General features: G+C 43.1%; 20 protein-coding genes and 1 pseudogene. 12 read left to right on the top strand and 9 right to left on the bottom strand.

What is annotated here, in order from left to right; genetic code table 11:
• The first annotated feature begins 64 nt into the window (after positions 1-64).
• Entirely contained in the window at positions 65-805 is a 741-nt protein-coding gene (locus ACHFJ9_RS03740; protein ID WP_282174870.1) for a DNA-binding transcriptional regulator YciT, read from the top strand.
• Between the two features lie 3 nt (positions 806-808).
• Here ACHFJ9_RS03740 and ACHFJ9_RS03735 read toward each other — a convergent pair whose 3' ends face one another.
• From ACHFJ9_RS03735 to ACHFJ9_RS03725, 3 genes are read right to left on the bottom strand one after another with little or no spacing between them, the layout of a single operon-like run.
• The gene (locus tag ACHFJ9_RS03735) at positions 809-1,165 is read right to left on the bottom strand and encodes a VOC family protein (RefSeq protein WP_006741338.1); all 357 of its coding nucleotides are present in this window, start codon (positions 1,163-1,165) and stop codon (positions 809-811) included.
• Positions 1,166-1,196: 31 nt separating this feature from the next.
• On the bottom strand, positions 1,197-1,850 hold the full coding sequence (locus ACHFJ9_RS03730) for an isochorismatase family protein (protein ID WP_053808096.1): 654 nt from the start codon (positions 1,848-1,850) through the stop codon (positions 1,197-1,199).
• A gap of 32 nt (positions 1,851-1,882) precedes the next feature.
• Positions 1,883-2,608 (bottom strand): NUDIX domain-containing protein, encoded by a 726-nt coding sequence (locus tag ACHFJ9_RS03725; RefSeq protein ID WP_005373953.1) that lies wholly within the window; start codon positions 2,606-2,608, stop codon positions 1,883-1,885.
• A gap of 299 nt (positions 2,609-2,907) precedes the next feature.
• Here ACHFJ9_RS03725 and pncB point away from each other — a divergent pair, with 299 nt between their 5' ends.
• The 4 genes from pncB to ACHFJ9_RS03705 all read left to right on the top strand — a co-directional run bounded on the left by pncB (position 2,908) and on the right by ACHFJ9_RS03705 (position 6,594).
• Positions 2,908-4,218 carry a nicotinate phosphoribosyltransferase gene (pncB, locus tag ACHFJ9_RS03720; RefSeq protein WP_074190011.1) on the top strand — a complete coding sequence of 437 codons (1,311 nt, stop codon included), beginning with the start codon at positions 2,908-2,910 and terminating at the stop codon, positions 4,216-4,218.
• Between the two features lie 333 nt (positions 4,219-4,551).
• Entirely contained in the window at positions 4,552-4,911 is a 360-nt protein-coding gene (locus ACHFJ9_RS03715; protein ID WP_005373947.1) for a hypothetical protein, read from the top strand.
• A gap of 214 nt (positions 4,912-5,125) precedes the next feature.
• Positions 5,126-5,644 carry a glycine zipper 2TM domain-containing protein gene (locus ACHFJ9_RS03710; protein ID WP_395355303.1) on the top strand — a complete coding sequence of 173 codons (519 nt, stop codon included), beginning with the start codon at positions 5,126-5,128 and terminating at the stop codon, positions 5,642-5,644.
• Positions 5,645-5,814: 170 nt separating this feature from the next.
• A complete protein-coding gene (locus ACHFJ9_RS03705) occupies positions 5,815-6,594 on the top strand; it encodes an SAM-dependent methyltransferase (protein WP_395355300.1) in 780 nt (259 codons plus the stop codon).
• Between the two features lie 63 nt (positions 6,595-6,657).
• Here the strand turns inward: ACHFJ9_RS03705 and ACHFJ9_RS03700 are convergent, their stop codons facing one another.
• Positions 6,658-7,554, bottom strand: a complete 897-nt coding sequence (locus ACHFJ9_RS03700) for a DMT family transporter (RefSeq protein WP_046873824.1) — start codon at positions 7,552-7,554, stop codon at positions 6,658-6,660.
• A gap of 94 nt (positions 7,555-7,648) precedes the next feature.
• Between ACHFJ9_RS03700 and ACHFJ9_RS03695 the strand changes: the two genes are divergently transcribed.
• The 3 genes and pseudogenes from ACHFJ9_RS03695 (at position 7,649) to ACHFJ9_RS03685 (ending at position 11,158) form a co-directional block, all read left to right on the top strand.
• Entirely contained in the window at positions 7,649-8,533 is an 885-nt protein-coding gene (locus ACHFJ9_RS03695) for a LysR family transcriptional regulator (RefSeq protein ID WP_005392662.1), read from the top strand.
• 203 nt (positions 8,534-8,736) lie between these two features.
• On the top strand, positions 8,737-9,330 hold the full coding sequence (locus ACHFJ9_RS03690) for an outer membrane beta-barrel protein (RefSeq protein WP_005387221.1): 594 nt from the start codon (positions 8,737-8,739) through the stop codon (positions 9,328-9,330).
• Positions 9,331-9,488: 158 nt separating this feature from the next.
• Positions 9,489-11,158 (top strand): annotated as a pseudogene (locus ACHFJ9_RS03685) (ABC transporter substrate-binding protein).
• A gap of 75 nt (positions 11,159-11,233) precedes the next feature.
• On the opposite strand, the gene ompV reads toward ACHFJ9_RS03685, so the two are convergent.
• The 4 genes from ompV to ACHFJ9_RS03665 all read right to left on the bottom strand — a co-directional run bounded on the left by ompV (position 11,234) and on the right by ACHFJ9_RS03665 (position 15,138).
• Positions 11,234-12,010, bottom strand: coding sequence for an outer membrane protein OmpV (gene ompV, locus ACHFJ9_RS03680; protein ID WP_005392665.1), 777 nt, complete (start codon positions 12,008-12,010; stop codon positions 11,234-11,236).
• A 219-nt stretch (positions 12,011-12,229) separates the two neighbouring features.
• Positions 12,230-12,766: a copper resistance protein NlpE gene (locus ACHFJ9_RS03675; RefSeq protein ID WP_046873821.1), complete on the bottom strand. Its 537-nt coding sequence runs from the start codon at positions 12,764-12,766 to the stop codon at positions 12,230-12,232.
• A gap of 250 nt (positions 12,767-13,016) precedes the next feature.
• Positions 13,017-14,246, bottom strand: coding sequence for a glycine betaine/L-proline ABC transporter ATP-binding protein (locus ACHFJ9_RS03670; protein WP_395355296.1), 1,230 nt, complete (start codon positions 14,244-14,246; stop codon positions 13,017-13,019).
• Positions 14,239-15,138 (bottom strand): ABC transporter permease, encoded by a 900-nt coding sequence (locus ACHFJ9_RS03665; RefSeq protein WP_395355294.1) that lies wholly within the window; start codon positions 15,136-15,138, stop codon positions 14,239-14,241. The genes ACHFJ9_RS03670 and ACHFJ9_RS03665 overlap by 8 nt, the downstream gene beginning before the upstream one ends.
• A 500-nt stretch (positions 15,139-15,638) precedes the next feature.
• On the opposite strand from ACHFJ9_RS03665, the gene ACHFJ9_RS03660 reads away from it, so the two are divergent.
• From ACHFJ9_RS03660 to nqrM, 3 genes are read left to right on the top strand one after another with little or no spacing between them, the layout of a single operon-like run.
• Complete coding sequence (locus tag ACHFJ9_RS03660) at positions 15,639-15,929, top strand: DUF134 domain-containing protein (protein ID WP_005392669.1); 291 nt, start codon at positions 15,639-15,641, stop codon at positions 15,927-15,929.
• Positions 15,926-16,441, top strand: a complete 516-nt coding sequence (locus ACHFJ9_RS03655; protein ID WP_395355292.1) for a NifB/NifX family molybdenum-iron cluster-binding protein — start codon at positions 15,926-15,928, stop codon at positions 16,439-16,441. The genes ACHFJ9_RS03660 and ACHFJ9_RS03655 overlap by 4 nt, the downstream gene beginning before the upstream one ends.
• Position 16,442: 1 nt before the next feature.
• A complete protein-coding gene (gene nqrM / locus ACHFJ9_RS03650; protein ID WP_395355291.1) occupies positions 16,443-16,652 on the top strand; it encodes a (Na+)-NQR maturation NqrM in 210 nt (69 codons plus the stop codon).
• Here nqrM and ACHFJ9_RS03645 read toward each other — a convergent pair.
• Positions 16,630-17,424, bottom strand: coding sequence for a phosphotransferase (locus ACHFJ9_RS03645; protein ID WP_395355289.1), 795 nt, complete (start codon positions 17,422-17,424; stop codon positions 16,630-16,632). The genes nqrM and ACHFJ9_RS03645 overlap by 23 nt on opposite strands.
• A gap of 212 nt (positions 17,425-17,636) precedes the next feature.
• On the opposite strand from ACHFJ9_RS03645, the gene ACHFJ9_RS03640 reads away from it, so the two are divergent.
• Positions 17,637-17,831, top strand: a complete 195-nt coding sequence (locus ACHFJ9_RS03640; protein WP_005392673.1) for a hypothetical protein — start codon at positions 17,637-17,639, stop codon at positions 17,829-17,831.
• The last annotated feature ends 65 nt before the right edge of the window (positions 17,832-17,896 follow it).

Below are 17,896 nucleotides of genomic sequence, written 5' to 3'. Positions count from 1 at the left end.
CAGGCTGCTTTCATATGAAAGTATTCGGGCGTATACTGCAAGCTCATTAATAAGGAGTGAGCCTGTGAACCCAAGACAAAATGAAATCCTGCAATTAGTGAATGATCGTAAACGCGTTCAAGTCACGGAGCTTTCTGACATTATCGGCGTGTCGGGCGTGACCATCAGGCAGGATTTGAATTTTCTGGAGCAACAGGGCTATCTAAAGCGCGTACACGGCGCAGCTACCGCATTGCAAAGTGATGATATTGATACCCGATTAGAAGTCCGTTTTGATATTAAACAATCACTTGCAAATAAAGCGGCAGACTTGGTCGCGCCAAGTGAGACAGTGCTGATTGAAGGTGGGAGTGCAAACGCATTACTGGCTCGCACTTTAGCTGAACGCGGCGATGTGACCATCATTACCCCATCGGCGTACATTGCCCATCTCATCCGTAACACCTCAGCCAACATTATCTTGCTTGGTGGTGTGTATCAGCATCAAGGCGAGAGCTTGGTTGGCCCGCTCACCAAACTCTGTATTGAGAACATTCACTTCAGCACGGCTTTCTTGGGTATCGACGGATTTCACCAAGACACTGGTTTTACTAGCCGAGACATGATGCGTGCCGACATCGCAGAGGCCATTCTGGCAAAGAATAGACGTAACATCGTACTGACGGACTCCAGTAAATTTGGACAGATTTATCCTTCTTCAATTGGCAATACCAACGAAATATCGGTGTTGTTAACCGACAAAGCCGCTCCGAAAAGCGACATTGAGCAAATCAAAAAGCTAGGTGTGGAAGTGGTGTTGGGGTAAGTACTAATGGCTCTCCGACCATACTGCGAATTCATTTCCACTTGGTTCGGTGAAGTGGAATCGGCAGCCGCCGGGAAATTCGAAAATAGGGCGGATAATTTTTCCACCACATTGTTCTACTTTTGCCTGCGTGGCCTGAATATCTGAGCTATAAAACACTAAAAGTGCGCCACCATTTGTGGTTTGGTTTACAAACTCAGATTTGAAGAATCCGCCATCTAACCCTTGTCCTGAAAATGCAGAGTATTCAGGACCATAATCGATAAAGGTCCAGTCAAAGGTACGCTCAAAAAATTGTTTTGTAGCGTTAATATTGGTGGAACCAAATTCAACGTAGTTTAACTTCTCGTGTTGATGCATGGTGAAATCCCTATCCATTTGTTTCTTGCCTCTAGGCGAATTTTTCTACGATGATGTCATCCGCTTTTTCGACAAATAATGCGCCTTGATCCTTGAGCTCTGTCAGCACATTTTCAATATTATCAGGCAGCACTGCGCGAGTTGAAGCAAGGTTGACCACCACATTGTAGCCAAGATCCAGTGCTTGCATGACGGATTTCTTCACACAAAAATCTAGCGCGAGACCACCGATCACTAGAGTATCAATCCCGTTGAATTTTAGAAATTCATGTGCGCCTGTCGTTTTAGTATCGGCAATATCATGGAAAAAAATACCGTAAGGGTGCGCGTCAGGATCCATGCCTTTATTAACTTGAAAATCGTAGTCCAACACGGGTGGTAAACCGTCTAGCAGTTCAGAACCTGTTGTGCCAAGCACACAATGGCGGTTCCATTTTATATCCACATTGGGTAGACCGACGGGTTCAAGCATGTTGGCTGGTGTTTCTGCATCCCATTTTGCTTTCGGTGGGTGCAAGTCACGGCTCACCAGTTTTAATCGGCCTTTGGCATGATTACTCAGAAGCTCCGGTACGATTTCCAACGCACCTGCAACGGGTAGTTCATTTGGACATAACTCACTAAAGCCTTTCTCTGGATCAACGTCGATCACTGCTGTAGTTTGATAGTTTACTCGAACAGTCATGGCAGACTCCTTGTCTGTCTGATTGCCTGCGTTTATCCACGCAAACAGTTTTGAAAAAAGGTTACTTCGTCGCTGGTCAGCGTATATACCATTGCGGGTTTTCCACCTTTGCCTTTGTTGGTAGAAGCGACTTTATTGGTGGGTTTTAGTACGCCTGAATCTATCAAGCGGCGCTTAATCGTCATTCGGCTAATATCAATACCAAACTCTTGATAAGCAGAAATGATGTCGGCAACCAAAAACTCTTTGTCTAATGCAAACAAAAGAACCGATGTGTATTCAATGGATGCACGAAGCTTCTGCCACGCTTTTTCAATGGTTTTTTGATGGTCAAACGCGAGAGTCTCTTCTCCATTGAGTATAGCCTGTAGCGAAAACCATTTAAGTTGGCACTCTGGTACACCTGCATTGTTGATTTGCTCTACATTGTTACGATCGACCAAGGCGTAGTGCGTAATGTTTAAGCTCCAGTCTTCTGGATCACGCTTGGGATCGCCGTCGATAAACGCTTCACTAAAGTGACGAGGGTAAGTATGGATTTTCTCGCGGCAAATTCGGCGACGCGCCGCCTCAAAGTTTTCATCGGCCGGGCGTCCTCCTTCACTGGTTAAGTCTTTATCAAAGACAAATCCGCCCGGTAGTGCCCAGACTCCATGGTATGGCCGATTTGGATTTGAACGTTTAATCAACAACACTTCCAATCCCTTATCGGCACAGCCTGATAGCCTGAATGGAATAATGTCGACAGATACGATCATGGTTGGGTCCTAATATTGATTTGTAAGTAATCTAGCGCATAACAAGTGGTCAATCAATGGGTAAGTAACGAGTTGTGCGAAACGTTTTCGGTAGTGCTTCATAGTACGCCTTGAGTATAAATCTACGAATAAATCTGACTTATTCACAATCTGTGTGCGAATTCTAGACAGAAAAACCTTATAAAAATGAGTGGTTAGTAACAAAAGTTGACAAACTATAGATGGGTGTTTATTGTTTACGCAAATTAGTTAGTAACAAAAAGTTATATACCCAGGAAGGGCGTGTAGAAGGGCACCTAATGACCACCAAACTATTTTCTTCCCGCATCATTCAAAGCGCTTTGGATTTTGATGTCTACAAAGTCAATATGATGAGCGCAGTAACAGCGCTTTACCCTGATGCGATGGTGTCATACAAATTTATTGTGCGTAGCGAGGAAGATCTCTCTGAACTGCTACCAGAGGTAAAAGCAGAAGTTCTTAAACTGCAAGACATTCAATTTACGCAAGAAGAAATCGAATATATTAAGCGTGTCGCTCCTTACCTGAATCCTGACTTTGTTGATGCACTGCGCCATTTCCGTTTCAACCCACAAAGCGATGTCTCTTTCCATAATAAAGCCATGGCTGATGGCTCAAGCCAGTTACGCATTACTATCAATGGTTTGTGGCGAGATACTATTTTGTACGAAACGATCATCATGAGTATCGTGTCTGAAGTTCGTAGCCGTCAGCGTTGGTCAGATATCCCTGTAGCGCAATTTACCACCGTTTTAGAAGAGAAAGTTCGGTACCTAAAATCCGAACTAAAACGTCGTAACATCACTAACTTTAAGTTTTCTGATATGTCGACGCGTCGACGTTTTTCCTTTCAAGCTCAGCGCACCATGCTGGAGTTCTTGTGCCAGGAAGTGCCGGAATGTTTGACAGGAACAAGCAACTACCACTTAGCAAAAGAACTGAATTTGACGCCTATCGGTACCGTTGCTCATGAATGGTTTATGGGCCATCAAGCTCTGGTGAATGTGCGAGATTCGCAAAAAGTGGCTTTGCAACGTTGGCAAAAAATGTTTAACGGTGCACTAGGTATTGCACTGACCGACACGATTGGTATTGATGCCTTCCTTAAAGACTTTGATGAAGAGCTAAGTAACGCGTATTTCGGTGTGCGTCACGATAGTGGTTGTCCTTATAGCTGGGGTGAAAAAATGATTGCACACTACCAGTCGCTTAATATAGACCCATTAACAAAAACACTGGTGTTTACCGACGGACTTAACTTCGAACAAGCGTTAGATATTTGCGAGTATTTCCAAGGACGTATTCAGGTGAGTTTTGGTATCGGTACTTTTCTTGCGAACGATATGGGTGATTATGTCAATAAAGAGGGTGAAGCCTACCAGCCACTTTCTATCGTGATCAAAATGGTCACGTGCAATGGTTCACCAGTCGCAAAAATCAGTGACGAACCTGAGAAAGCCATGTGTGAAGATATCTTCTTTTTGATGAACCTCAAGCGCCGCTTCGAGCAACCTCTTGATTTAAATGAGTGTCGTAAACTGATTGATCGTCTAGAAACTGAAGGTCAAAACTATCTCATCGACGCGTAGGCGTTATCCCCCTTCTTGATAAGCACCCTCTATCGTTACGACAAATTTATATAGACAAACGTAGAGGGTGATTTCGTTATAGTAATACGCAGAAGTAACCAGATACAGCGTAGGAAAGCACTCGAAAATGAGGTTGTTTTTTTGATGTGCTATGTGCCTATGATTGGTGTAAATCGATACGTTACAGCATCGTGGAAGGTGTATTTTCATCGGACACTAAACTCAGTCTAATCACGTAGTTTATTCCCATGTACCATGAGGTCACTCGGGTATAGACGTCTATCTGCTTTTATGACTTTGGGCTTCGCGTAATTGCTTGAATCAGGAGTCAAAATGAACCTAGTAGTACATTTGCAAAAGAAAGCGATCCGAAAATATGGCTATGAGATGGCAACTCGGCAGGCATGGAAATGTGGCATCAAGGCAAATCTTGTTAAGCGCGTGATTGGCCTTTTTAAAGGACAAATTGTTTGTGTGGTTGAAGGTTGCCGAGCAGAGTTTTCTTCTCCTCTTAATAACCCCCTTCACGAAGATGACAAGCAAGGGCGATATGTGTTTGTTGGCGGTGTATGCTGGGAACCAAACAACATTATTGCTCCTGGTTTTCCTGACTTTATGTTTATGCACGTGCGTAACCTGAGTCACCGTCATAAGTATTTAACGGATGACGAACTATTTTTAAGCTTGGCTTAAAAATAAGCCTCATAGGTTAATCAAGCCTAATCATAATCAGTAATGATACGGTTTTAGCTTAGTTGACATTCTGTTGAGTGTTTCTTGACGTACCTTTTATAAAACAGTGTTTCTTTACTCGTTAATGACAGAGGGTTTGTTTTCGCCTGATGTGATTTCCTAATTGCGATTTACTATACCGCTCATCAAAGCAAACCATACTGGGATGTAAATCATGAATATGAAATCTATCGCAATTGCAACGGCAGTTGTTGCTGTACTAGCAGGCTGTAAAGACAAAACGCCACCAGCTCCAGCCCAAGCAAACATTACTTTGGTTGAAGCGGTGACTGAAACTGTGAAAAATCCACACCAAGTATGTAAAGACGTGGTAGTAACGGAGCAAGTTGCTCCTACGGATGATAATAAAATAATTGGTACGGTCGGCGGCGCAGCAGCTGGCGCGGCATTGGGTAACCAAATCGGTGGTGGCTCAGGTAAAGTGATTGCAACTGCTGCTGGTACGATCGCTGGTGCATTAACGGGTCGTAAGATTCAGGAGAACGTGCAACAAGGCGATGTAGTGACAACGACGAAAAAGCAGTGCCATACAGAATACACAACATCTGAAAAAGTAGTGGGTTACGATGTCACTTATGAAGTTTCAGGTGCGCCAACGACGGTTCGCTTAGCGAGCAAGCCAGCGACAAAAACGTTCCCAATTCAAGATGGCAAAGTTGTTCTTCCGCAATAACTAGCTCCTCAACCGAAGTAATTAACAAGCCCTTTTATCTTTGAGACGAAAGGGCTTTTTCACATAAGCGGTGTTTTCATCTATTTTCCCGCGGGAATGTGCAGCCAGAATTACCAGTTAATTTCAGCGTTCGATACAATCACTTTTCTAAAAGTACGAACGGAAAAAACATGGAAGATTTTTACCTGACCGATCGCGGTTTAGCTGGTTATTTCGAAGCGCAATGGTTCGACAAGTTCATCGAAGATAAGCAGATTGAGACGATAACCAGTCGCTCAAAACAAGTCCCACTCTCTTTTTTGTCATCACCACATTGTTCCCAAGTCGCTGACTTTATTGCGCAGACGGCACTCGAGAGCGGCGTTCAGCAGTGTTCCCTACTTGAGGTTGGGGCGGCGCTGGGAAGAAACTATTATGAGTTAGTGCAACGCTTATCTAGCCTTAAAGAAGCGGCGCTGGTTGAGCCTTCAAATAGGTTAATAGATGGCTTTAAGCAGCTTTTAATAGAAGAACAACGGGTCGAGTTAACTTATCTGCACGATGTGAACACCATAAACACGTTAGAAGTAGAGAATAGAGATATCGTGCAAAAATGTGCTCATGTTGATTTGACGCTGATTAACCAACCTTTTGAGCACGATACTCTCCAGTCTAGCTTTGATTTAGTCGTATGTTTGAACGTGGTTGATCAATGTGAGTCGCTACTTAGCGTGATCAACGCTCTAAAAGAAGCCACCAAGGTTGGCGGGCTGATGGTTGTCTCTTGCACTTATCAGTGGAACGCGAAACACATCAAAAATGAAGACGAAGCGGTCGATGATATCAAAGAGTACTTTGCTGAAGGTTGGCGTTTAGTATCGGAAGCCGATCATGAATATCGCATCCGGTTTAATGATCGTTTTGCAAGGCAGTTTTTATCTCATGTGGTCGCTTACATCAGAATGGATTAGAGCTACATAAAAAAACCGAGCACTTACGACTCGGTTTTTTAGTCTTTGAGATAGAGCGCGATTTTAAGTAACGTGTGCCTCTTTTTGTTCTCGCTCTTGCTGAGCTTGCAGCTTTTTCTTGCGACGTTCTCGTTTAGAAAGCCAAACCAGCGGCACAACAATCATTATTGTTCCTATCGCCATGAATATGTCTGGCACTTCTCCAAACCAGATTAATCCCACAAACACGGCACCAATTAAGCCACTGTATTCAGCGCTGGCAATTTTGTTGCTATCAATCGAGCGGTAAGCGATCACACATGTTGCCGCATAAATCATGATGAACAAACTTGAGCCAGCAGCGACAGGGAAAGCACTCCAGTCCCAAGGTTCCGCTTCGATCAGAACAAGTAAGAAAGCCACGGGAATACCTGCCAAGTTTGTCATTAATAGCGTTTGCATCACAGACTGATTTTTTGGCAGTTTTCGAATGAGCAAGTTATTGATTGCTAAAGTAATTGCAACAACTAAAGCTGAAATCGCTGCCCAATCGATTTGGTCTGGACGAATGATGACCAATACACCGGCAAAGCCCATTATCGCAGCGGCGACCGATTGCTTAGATAACTGTTCTCCAAAAAATATCGCGGCAAGCGGCAGCATGATTAATGGCGCGGCGTAGAAGATTGCGTTCGCAGTTGCGAGCGGTAAAGATGAAATCGCCAAAACCATAAATATAGCACCAAGCAACCACACGTGAGCGCGGACAGCATGCCATTTAAATCCTTCAAGAAAATGAGTCTTTTTTGTCAGCAAGCAGACAGGCAGTAGGAAAAGCACTGCGGAAATTTGTCGGAAAAAGACAAACTGAAAAATAGGCACTTCATTTCCGACACTTTTAATTAAAGAGTCCGAAAGCACCGCAATGAGATTCCCAACAATTAATAGCAGCATAGCTGCGCCGACCGATGTAACTTTCACTTATTTCCTCTCCTCTTTCTTTGCCAAAGAGTAGGTGATGTCATAGGATGAAGTGAAGTGATATTTATTAGTTTAAGTATGAGATTTTTAGATAATGAAATTGCCACCACTCAGAGCGGTTCACTGTTTTGAATCTGTCGCTCGAAACTCTAGCTTTTCGCTTGCGGCTGAAGAGCTCAATGTGACGCAAAGTGCCGTTAGTCATCAGATACGATTATTGGAAGATTATTTGGGCGAGTCATTATTTATTCGTCAAGGAAGAAAGCTCTCTTTATCGGATACTGGTGCTCGTTATTTAGAGGATATTAGCCCGGCAATTAGCTCTATTGCGATGGCCAGCCAAAAGGTGAGAGAAGGGGACAAAGGCAGCATACGTTTAGCGATTTATAGCTCGCTTGCCGTAAAGTGGCTTATTCCGCGTTTGTCTGATTTTAAGCGGTTACATCCGGAAATCGATCTGACACTCAATATGGTTGTTGGTGATCCTGAGCAGACAGATAGCGTTGGTGATTGTTTTATCACGGTAGAGAAGCCAAAGCGCAACTATATGTCGGTGAAGTTATACGCGGAAACGCTGTATCCGGTATGCAGCCATAAAATTTGGAAAGAGTTACAAGATCAACCCATTCCAGAAGCGCTTTGGCGATATCCTATTTTGTCGACAGACTCTATTTATCGTGAGAGAGGAAAAGACTGGGCAGAGTGGTGCAGAGCAGGTGGTTACACTTTGCCAAAAGATGTCGATGTTCAACATTTTAGTCATATGTTGTTGGCAATTGAGGCTGCACGTTATGACCAAGGCATCGCATTTGCGAATGATTTTATGCTCAATGAAAGAGATAAAGCGCATGATTTGGTGTATATCCCTTCTCATGGATTAGAGACGGGGGACAGCTTTTATTTTATTCATAAAAAGAGCCGAGCCAAGCAGGCGGAAATTATCAAACTCACTAATTGGTTGAAGCAACAGTGCTTATGAAATGACTAAATTGTCATGATTAAGAAAGAAAGTGCAAGGTTGTGTTTTAAATATTTCATGTTTTATTGAGTTTTTATTCATTAACATCAACTTGGTTTTGAAACCGAGTGAAATGGATAGCATGACGTGCTTAAGGATGGGCAAAAACACAACCTCAATAATTAACAGGCAGTGAAATACAATGTTTAAAAAAAACATGGCTAATGACAGCCCTTCTAGCAACATGTTCTGTTGCAAACGCAGCTCCTTACGTTGGTGCATCGGTAGGTCAAGCATCGTTTGGTGATGTTAATGGCTCTATCAATGGTGGTGGTACCAACGCTAGCACTAAGCTTAAACTTGAAGATGACTCAAGCCTTTCAGGTAAAGTATTTGGTGGTTACAAGTTCAACGAATACATTTCTCTCGAAGCAGCCATTGGTGGCTACGACGCTTTAGACGGCAAAGTTGTTACTGTTGGTGATATGAAGTATTTATCGATTCAACCAAAAGCGACTCTACCTATTGGTGATCGTTTCAACCTTTTTGCTAAAGCTGGTCTTTCTTACTTCAATGCTGAATTCAAAATTAGCAACTCTGTGATTGACGGTAGCGCAGGCCATACCACCATTTCTGACAGCACTGTGACAGGCATGTACGGTTTAGGCGCAGAGTTCGCTATTACAGAAAACTTTGCTCTACAAGTTGAATGGGAATACATGATGCCTGAGCTAGACATTGCGAAATTTGGTAATGAAAAAGTAACGGTTGATGCTGACATCAACGTGTTCTCTGTAGGTATGAGTTACCGTTTCTAAGAATACTTATTCAAGTTACCTCTTGGCTTAGTACACGTTTTTGACTTCTGTTGGTCGAGCTGAGTCCAAGCTTTGAATATGTTTAGATATAGCACAGGAAGTTTAGTTGCTAAGCGTCCTGTGCTATTTTTGCTTTGGAATAACTCTTAGGAATCTTTGTGAACGATGTCAATCTTAGGTATCTGGATCTACTGTTAAAGCACTTTGAACCTCATCAATATCACTTCGTTACGCTGTCTGAGCTTGAAGTGGTAATTTGTACGTCAAGGCGCAATGTTTCTATTGTGATGAAAAAGCTTGCCTCTTACGGTTGGGTAGATTGGAAACCTGCAATTGGCAGAAGTAACGCCAGTCGTCTGAATATTACTATTTCCCTTCAACAAGCGATGACCGAATTTTTGGTTGAGGAGCTTGGTCGGGGAAGAATGAACTCGATAACAAAACTTATCGATTGGTTCGGCCAAAGTGCTGTCAGGGCGCTGACGATTGCCTCTGAAAAAGTGAACCAGTTGAATGAGTCAAATAACGCTATTTTGATCTCCTCTTATCCTTGGGTGTCTAAGGTCGATCCTGCGAACACTTATCGTCATACTGAACTGCATGTGGCGAAAAGTGTTTATGATGTTTTGCTGACTCAAAATTCCAATGGTGGCATTGAGCCTTCGCTAGCACATGAGTGGAAAATGGAAGGCAATGTGATGACGTTATGGTTGAGGCCTGGAATATATCGTCACGATGGCGAACTTCTCAGCATACAAGATGTTGTTTGGAGCATCGAAAGACTTAAGGAAATAAAAGGACCAGTACACGAGCTCTGGCAGTGTATTGACAGTGTGATTGCCGAAACATCGAGCTGCTTAAAAATCACATTGAAACATCCGAACATGTTTTTTCCATACATGCTAGCCACTCCTCACGCTTCTATTCTTTGTCGAGATGTTGTTTCTTTCGGTTCTGGTTATTCTTACCACATAGGCACCGGACCATTTAAAATCAGTGGTTGGAACCAAGAGAGTATGCTTCTTCAAGCACACAAAGAATATTTTTCAGCACGCGCGTTGTTGGACCAAATCACGCTGTCTCATGGTAATGTTAAGACCTTGAATATGTTGAGTTTTAACCAAACCTCTGATCACGTTGAAGTGAAAAAAAAATCAGCGCATTTTCATATTTGACCTATCGGCAGCGCGCGGACTCTAATCTCGCAAAAGAAGATTGGTATCAACTCGCCGATTACATCAATGCGCAAAAGAGAATCTATGAGGCGCAAAGTGCCGTTGACAGCATTCAGTTAGTGACTCAAGGGCAAGATTTACTAATAGCAGAGGCTATTGTGACGCCTAAGCTACAAGGTAAAGTAGCGCTAGCTGAGCCAGTCTGGACGATACCAAGTTTAATTCGTCACTCTGAGTGGTTGCACCGAGTGATTCGGGCGACGGGACTAGAGCTAGAGATCGTCATTATTGATGACATTAGTTTTCCTGAAGTCGTATCACATCGAGCGGACTTACTCCTAATTGAAGAAGTCATGGAAGCGCCGTTTGAGTATGGCGTATTTGAATGGCTATCGATAGCAACAGGTTTGCGTTTTAGTTTTGATCAAAGCCAGATGTTGATCCATCGAGAAAACCTTCGCGAAGCCATGACAAATGCTCAATCTTTACAATCTCTTTTAGGTGTAGAAAAAGCGTTACGAGAGCAGTATCTTTATTTGCCTTTATTTGTTGGCTATGAAGAGGTGACAAAAACACAGCAAGTGCGCGGTGTTCAGGTGAAAAATACGGGTTATAGCGATTTGCATCGTCTCTGGAACGCTCACTCTAACTAGCATATTTCGATACGGTGAGCATAGAGTATGAATACATAAAGCCATCGCAATGATGGCTTTATGTGGAATGTAGAGTTAGAAGTTGTACGACACACTCGCACCAACAACCCATTGATTTGCACTATCAACAATCGAGGAATCGCTGATACCGCTGCCTAGGCGAGTGTATTGTGTCATTTGGCTCACTTGCCAGTTATCGTTGATTGGCATGACTAGCTTGTAGCCTAAACCATAGCTTACTGTTGAATCACCTTTGTACGCTTTGCGGTTTGCATTTGCTTCGCGTTGTTTTACGCCAAAGTAGTAATCTACGTAGTCTTCACTTTGATAAGTTAGGTTAGCAAAAGGAACAAAATCAACACTACCGAAGTTCATAATGTGGAAGTAAGTCGCACCCGCTAAGTAACCTTTGTAAGCACCACTGATATCATGTTGAAGGTATGTTGAAATCACATTGTGTTGATCTAACGTAAAGTCAGTGTTCAAACCTAAATCGACAGCAAAGCGACGTTTATCCGTGCCTTTCAGGCTCTTTGCAATATCACCGTCACGCATGACACCACTGCCAACAAGGTAAGCACTCATGTTGATTAATTCATTGGTGTTACCGAAGAAGCGGTAGTTAATGCCACTTAGATCGGCGTTAAAGTCGTCACCATGGTAACCGCCATTTAGAATTGGAGCTGTATTGTATTTTTGATCTTTGAAAAGATCGCTGCCATGAGCCACTCCGACTTCCGCGTTCCAGCCACCTTCATTGTTGTAGATGTTACCGTTACGAATATAAGTATCACCAGCAACCGCTGAACCAGCAGCAGTCAGAGTTAGTAGTGCAATTAATGTCTTTTTCATCATTTTTCCGAGTTGTTCTGATTTGTTTTGAACACTGTACAAAATGAAGTTGTAAGCCTCTATCAGCAAAGCGTATGGAAATGTAATGAACCATCAGGATAAGAAGCGGAATGTAAGATCGGAGAAGAAAGATAAGAAAGACAACTGCCGTCGATGGAAAGAAAAAATCCGAGCTGGGGTAGCTCGGATTTAGATTATTTATCAGGTATCGATACGAACTTATTGTTGTTTCGTTAAGTTGTATAACGGTGCTAGGTCACCTGTTACTTTTTCGCCATTCATGTCTAGCTTCATAAGTACATTTTCACCAACAAAGTATTGGTTTGGTGCATCTTCGTTTGTCAACGTTACGATGCTGCCGTTTGCATCCCAAGTGAATTGGCCTTCAGACTTTGACTGACCGTCTTCTTTGTCTTGGTAGCTTTCTTCAAGTACGTAAGTGCCATCTTGATTTAGTGTGATGGTCATGTCGATACCTGAACAATCCGCACATGGAAGCGTACCTTTATATGTGCCGTTCCAGTCCAGGGCATTTTGTGCGTTATGCTCAGAGTCTACAAATGTTTCTTCAGTGATGACTTGTTCTTCTGCTACTGGCAGCGTGTCAATTGTCTCTGTAGTAACTTCTGCGCTAGTAGTGACTTCAGTTTCCGTCGCTTGAGGTACTTCAACTGCGCTTGTTTCGGCAGGTTTCTCATCTTGACAGCCTGCAAGAATGATTACCGCGCCTGTTAGTGCCAACATTGTTTTTTTCATTTTATCCCTCTTTAAATCAAGATTTTGTATGAGAGTAATAGTAGACATTTATCAGGTATTTGCGTCATCAAAAAGCAATAGAATGATCTATCTATGTCAATAAAACCGAATATGAGCGTGAAATTGTCAGGAAAATCAGAACAATGTAAATGTTGATTGGGATATCAAGCTTGAGTCTACAAATAAATATCTAGAGGGGCAGAGATAATGAAAACAGCCCACATTGCTGTGAGCTGTTTTATTAAATCAGTTAAGAGGCCTTATCGATGTTTGAACGTGAGGTGCTTCGTTTTGTGCTGTCTTCATCAGCGAATAAACCAGCAACAGTACGACGCTCTAATTCACCTTTCAAATGGCCATGCTCATCGACAACGGGCAGTGAGTATTCGCACGACATGGTTTCAGTCAATATTTGCTCAATGGCTGAATGGGGAGAGATGATAGGCACTTCTTCATAGATATCATCATCCCAGCTTGGGGTTTGAGTTAACTTCGTCGCGTCTAGTAACCCTTGTTGCGTTACCACGCCTTGATAGCCTGCATCGGTCACATGATAAGCATAATCACGTTTAACACGTTTCATCTCACTGAGCGCTTCTTCAATGGTTTTAGCGGCAATGCGATATGAAGGTGGCTGCATCACAGTCTCAACCGTCAATGCTCGCGCTCTATTGACGTCTTTTACAAAGGCTTCAACGTACTCATCGGCAGGATGCAGCAATATTTCGTCTGGTGAACCTTGTTGGACAAGCTCACCGTCTTTAAGGATCGCAATGCGATCGCCAAGGCGCAGTGCTTCATCTAAGTCGTGAGTAATAAAAACAATCGTTTTGTGTAACTGCTGTTGCAGTTCTATTAACTGATCCTGCATTTCGCTCCGAATCAGTGGGTCCAGCGCTGAAAATGCCTCGTCCATTAACAGTATTTCGGCATTGGTTGCCAACGCTCGTGCGAGGCCTACGCGTTGCTGCTGACCACCTGATAGCTGAGCGGGGTATTGGTTCTCATAACCCGTTAATCCAACGGTATCCAACCATTCGTTTGCTTTTGATAAGCGCGCTTCTTTACTTATTCCTTGAATTTCCAAACCGTAAGCGATGTTGTTGATAACAGTGCGATGAGGCAGTAAGCCAAAACGTTGAAACACCATCGACATCTTATGACGACGAAACTGCTCTAACTCTTTGTTAGAAAGTTGCATGACATCTACCCCTTCCACCAAAATCTGTCCCATGGTTGGATCGATTAGGCGATTGAAGTGGCGAATCATGGTGGACTTTCCTGAACCGGATAAACCCATGATGACGAAAATCTCGCCCTTTTTAATTTGGAGGTTGATGTCTTTTAGCCCGACCGTGTGGCCCGTTTCCGCTAACACGTGTTCTTTACTATGTCCCAACTTGACGCGCTCAATCACGCTGTCGGGTTTGGGTCCGAAGATTTTATACAGACCGCTGATTTCGATAAGTGGGCTAGTCATGCTTTAAATCTCCTAGATGGGCTTGAGTGCGTTTCGCATACGCTTGTGAAGCGCGGTCGAAAAGAATCGCTAGAGCGACAATGGCTAGACCATTTAAAAGACCAAGAGTGAAATATTGATTGGTAATCGACTTAAGAACGGGCTGGCCCAAACCTTTTACCCCAATCATCGATGCGATGACGACCATCGACAGTGCCATCATGATCGTTTGGTTGATTCCTGCCATGATGGTTGGCATTGCGAGCGGAAGTTGGACCCCCAAAAGTCGCTGTTTACTGCTGGCTCCAAATGCAGTTGCGGCTTCCAACACTTCTTTATCCACCAAACGAATACCCAAATTAGTTAAACGAATAACAGGTGGAATCGCGTAGATCACTACTGCGATGAGGCCAGGAATTTTCCCAATCCCGAGTAACATCACAACTGGAATGAGATACACAAATGCCGGCATGGTCTGCATGACGTCGAGTAATGGCGTCACAACTGACTGAATACGATTAGAGCGCGCCATAGCGATGCCGATAGGGATCCCGAGTGTGATTGCCAGCGTGGTACACACCGTGATAATACTGAGCGTGCGCATTGTGTCTTCCCACATGCCGAAGTAGCCAATCAGGATAAGTGAGCCAAAACATGCGATAGCCAGTTTCCAAGAGCGACTAGCGGCATAAACGAGGGCGGTGCAGACGCCTAAAACAACGACCCAAGGTGTTGAAATAAGCAGTTTTTCAAACCAGACAAGAAATGAAAGGAGCGGATCAAAGAGAGACTCGATAAGTTCACCATATTCACGAGAGAAATCTCGGTAGGCGCCATCGAGTGTTTTGCGAATTGCTCTAAGATCAGAGCGATCCATTTCTGGGAATTCGCTGAGCCAATTCGAGTCAGACATATTTACTTCCTTTTCTGATATATCTAGGTGCCCTCAAGAGACGTGATTCAGCAAGAATGACTGGGATCGTAGACCAAGTAATGATTGGTGGTTCGATAGGTCCTCCATCTATTGTTTTACCCTTTAGGCTCATTTCAATGCAGTCGACCTGCACTTTATAGTTACTTAGGGAGACACTCTTTTAATAAAATAATCATTAGTGTTCAAATGAATGATTTGATCGGATTATAGTTTTTCTTCTCCAATAAAATGAATACATTAGCGCGTATTTGTATGAAAAGTCTGCGCAAACTAACGTTTTTATTATCTAGATAATTAGAATTGATCTTTTTGCTCGTTTGTCACCAAATTGTAAATTTTTAGATGTCTAATTAATCCTGATGTCTTACGTATTTATCGTGTCGATTTTTGCAAACTTAGTTTATTGGCATATGCTAAAAATGTTATTGGCATATGCCAGTTTAAGGCGTAATTTGACCCTGTGTTTTCGAGGGATAATGATGGCAAGACCAAAGATAGAAAGACGAATATGCGGACGTGCTGCACACCATTGTTTCAAACCTAATGGCGTGCCATTTCATCAGTTGGAGCAAGTCGCCATATTACCAGAAGAGCTAGAAGCACTGCGTTTGGCCGATTTAGAGGGTCTTAGCCAGCAGCAAGCTGCTGAACAGATGGGCGTCTCTAGACAAACTTTTGGTAACACAGTAAAAAGTGCAAGATTGAAAGTCGCAAAAAGTTTAGTTGAAGGTCATGCATTAGTTTTTCCGGATGAGGAGTCAAACTTATGATTTATGCTATTCCTAATGATGGTGAGCGGGTGGCAAACCACTTTGTTAAAGCACCATATATTGCTATTTATTCTGATACTGACGGTATGCTAAAAAACTTAGCGAACATTGCTTCGATGCCACAAGCAGGTTGCAATGCGAAGTCTCAGTTAATTCAGTCTCTGCAAGAGTACAATGTGGATGCTGTACTTGTACGAAATATCGGTGAACGCGCACTAGCCAAATTACTTCGTAGTGGCACGCAAGTATTCAGGCTTTCTACCCGTAGCTCATTGGAAGATGTACTTGCGGTTCCAAGAGAGCCTCTCATTGAGCCGTCTCAAGGTCGTCCCTCAAACAATCATAAGAAAAATGCTCACAAGCCAAAAGGCGGTTGCGGTTCCTGTGGTTGTGGTGGCAAAAAATCCAAACCCTCCTTGCTGGCAAGACCGAAAGCCCCAACAGGGCTACTTAAAGTGACATCTCGCCCTGCTATACTTAAGCTAAAGACGATGGCTAATAAGGCAGGTTAATATGGTTTGGTTATTTACCTTTCTTGGTTTTCTCGCAATCATTTTGTTGATGTCGCTTGGCGTCATTTTCCACTACAAGCGTATTCAAGGGAGTTGTGGCGGATTGAATAATGTCGGTGTTGATAAGGTGTGCAATTGTGAAACCTCTTGTGCAGAGCCTGAAAGACGTTTGTATCAAATATCCGAACCTAATTCGTCATCTGAGCGCTAAGATCTTTTGCCCATTTCGGTAAGGTTTGTTTAAACCAGTCAATGTATTTACTGGTCTGCGGGTTCTGTCTCGAGACCAGTATATTCACCACTTCTACCGCCATCCACGTTTTAGCTATTGCAATCGTTCTTGCTAAATTACTCGCATCGCCTTGCTTTGCCGTCTTGGTATAGGTATGCGCCACACCAAGATAATCTTCGAATGTGCCCATGCCTTTGACTAGTGGCGCTAAATCTATCGCGATATGCCCTGTCGAAAAACGTTCCCAGTCGAACAGCACCAAATCGCCATTATCTCGTCGCCCCCAGTTCCCGGCATTGGTGTCTCCAGAGATCAAATTTTTGGCGTTGAAAAGCGGGCCGGATTGCTCTTGTAGCTGATAAAAGAACCGCTCTGTTTTTGCGTCTAGTTTGAGCGTGTTTAAAGCTTGGGAAGTGGCTGGTTGTGTCCACTGATGAGGATGATAAACACCGTCTGATGTCGGAGATAGTCTATGTATTTTAGCTAGTTGTTCTATCACGCGCGGCTCTTCAAGCAGGAATTCTTGATTGACAGAGTGCGGGATATACTCGATTCGTAACGTATTTTGTTGGTGATCGTAATCAATGAGCTCAGGTACAAGAATGCCAAGTTCATTGAATGGTTTAGCCTGGTGTTGATAAAAAGCGACCTCAACCTGTTCTACCTGCTGCTTTTCAATGAATGAAATGCCTTGTTTTTCTACCAGATAAACTTTGGCACTGCCCATCTGGTTAAGCTCTTGCTTTGACATAAGACATCCTGTCTTTTGATGGTGGAATCTTCACTTACCTTAAACGCGAAAGGTGTGTGTGCGCCAAGAATACTTAAAGAGAACATTGAAACAAAATAATGCAATGGTTTGAGTATGAAATTGTCGCTGGTGTCTAAATTTTGCACAGTGGCTTTTACGCATCGTTAACCACGTTCTACGCTTAATATTCGATTTAAACAAGGAGAACCAATATGGCTGTAATAAAGCAGGATATTCCAAATCGTGTAACGGTTTATCATGACAATGTCGATCAAGAACAAGAGCTGAAAAATGCGATGCTGCCAGAGAAACCGCGCTACTTTAACGGTGCTCCGACTTACAAAGCGAACAGCATCGAAGAGTTTGAAAATAAAATCAGTCAGATCGGTTTGTCTCTCGATAAATAAATTTTAATTTACCTAAAAGCGCCCTCATTTTGAGGGCGCTTTTTTATTTGATTGATTTGAATCGT

The organism is Vibrio sp. D3 (genome assembly GCF_043995865.1).
Taxonomy (GTDB): domain Bacteria; phylum Pseudomonadota; class Gammaproteobacteria; order Enterobacterales; family Vibrionaceae; genus Vibrio; species Vibrio diabolicus.
This window is presented reverse-complemented; position numbering and strand designations above follow the sequence as displayed.

Bases quoted from the DNA above. Each gene is read 5' to 3' on its own strand.
- ACHFJ9_RS03690 (WP_005387221.1), top strand. From the start codon at position 8,737: ATGACAGCCCTTCTAGCAACATGTTCTGTTGCAAACGCAGCTCCTTAC.
- pncB (WP_074190011.1), top strand. From the start codon at position 2,908: ATGACCACCAAACTATTTTCTTCCCGCATCATTCAAAGCGCTTTGGAT.
- nqrM (WP_395355291.1), top strand. From the start codon at position 16,443: ATGGTTTGGTTATTTACCTTTCTTGGTTTTCTCGCAATCATTTTGTTG.
- ACHFJ9_RS03735 (WP_006741338.1), bottom strand. From the start codon at position 1,165: ATGCATCAACACGAGAAGTTAAACTACGTTGAATTTGGTTCCACCAAT.
- ACHFJ9_RS03665 (WP_395355294.1), bottom strand. From the start codon at position 15,138: ATGTCTGACTCGAATTGGCTCAGCGAATTCCCAGAAATGGATCGCTCT.
- ACHFJ9_RS03715 (WP_005373947.1), top strand. From the start codon at position 4,552: ATGAACCTAGTAGTACATTTGCAAAAGAAAGCGATCCGAAAATATGGC.
- ACHFJ9_RS03705 (WP_395355300.1), top strand. From the start codon at position 5,815: ATGGAAGATTTTTACCTGACCGATCGCGGTTTAGCTGGTTATTTCGAA.
- ACHFJ9_RS03730 (WP_053808096.1), bottom strand. From the start codon at position 1,850: ATGACTGTTCGAGTAAACTATCAAACTACAGCAGTGATCGACGTTGAT.
- ompV (WP_005392665.1), bottom strand. From the start codon at position 12,010: ATGAAAAAGACATTAATTGCACTACTAACTCTGACTGCTGCTGGTTCA.
- ACHFJ9_RS03655 (WP_395355292.1), top strand. From the start codon at position 15,926: ATGATTTATGCTATTCCTAATGATGGTGAGCGGGTGGCAAACCACTTT.
- ACHFJ9_RS03675 (WP_046873821.1), bottom strand. From the start codon at position 12,766: ATGAAAAAAACAATGTTGGCACTAACAGGCGCGGTAATCATTCTTGCA.
- ACHFJ9_RS03670 (WP_395355296.1), bottom strand. From the start codon at position 14,246: ATGACTAGCCCACTTATCGAAATCAGCGGTCTGTATAAAATCTTCGGA.
- ACHFJ9_RS03640 (WP_005392673.1), top strand. From the start codon at position 17,637: ATGGCTGTAATAAAGCAGGATATTCCAAATCGTGTAACGGTTTATCAT.
- ACHFJ9_RS03695 (WP_005392662.1), top strand. From the start codon at position 7,649: ATGAAATTGCCACCACTCAGAGCGGTTCACTGTTTTGAATCTGTCGCT.
- ACHFJ9_RS03645 (WP_395355289.1), bottom strand. From the start codon at position 17,424: ATGTCAAAGCAAGAGCTTAACCAGATGGGCAGTGCCAAAGTTTATCTG.
- ACHFJ9_RS03710 (WP_395355303.1), top strand. From the start codon at position 5,126: ATGAATATGAAATCTATCGCAATTGCAACGGCAGTTGTTGCTGTACTA.
- ACHFJ9_RS03725 (WP_005373953.1), bottom strand. From the start codon at position 2,608: ATGATCGTATCTGTCGACATTATTCCATTCAGGCTATCAGGCTGTGCC.
- ACHFJ9_RS03660 (WP_005392669.1), top strand. From the start codon at position 15,639: ATGGCAAGACCAAAGATAGAAAGACGAATATGCGGACGTGCTGCACAC.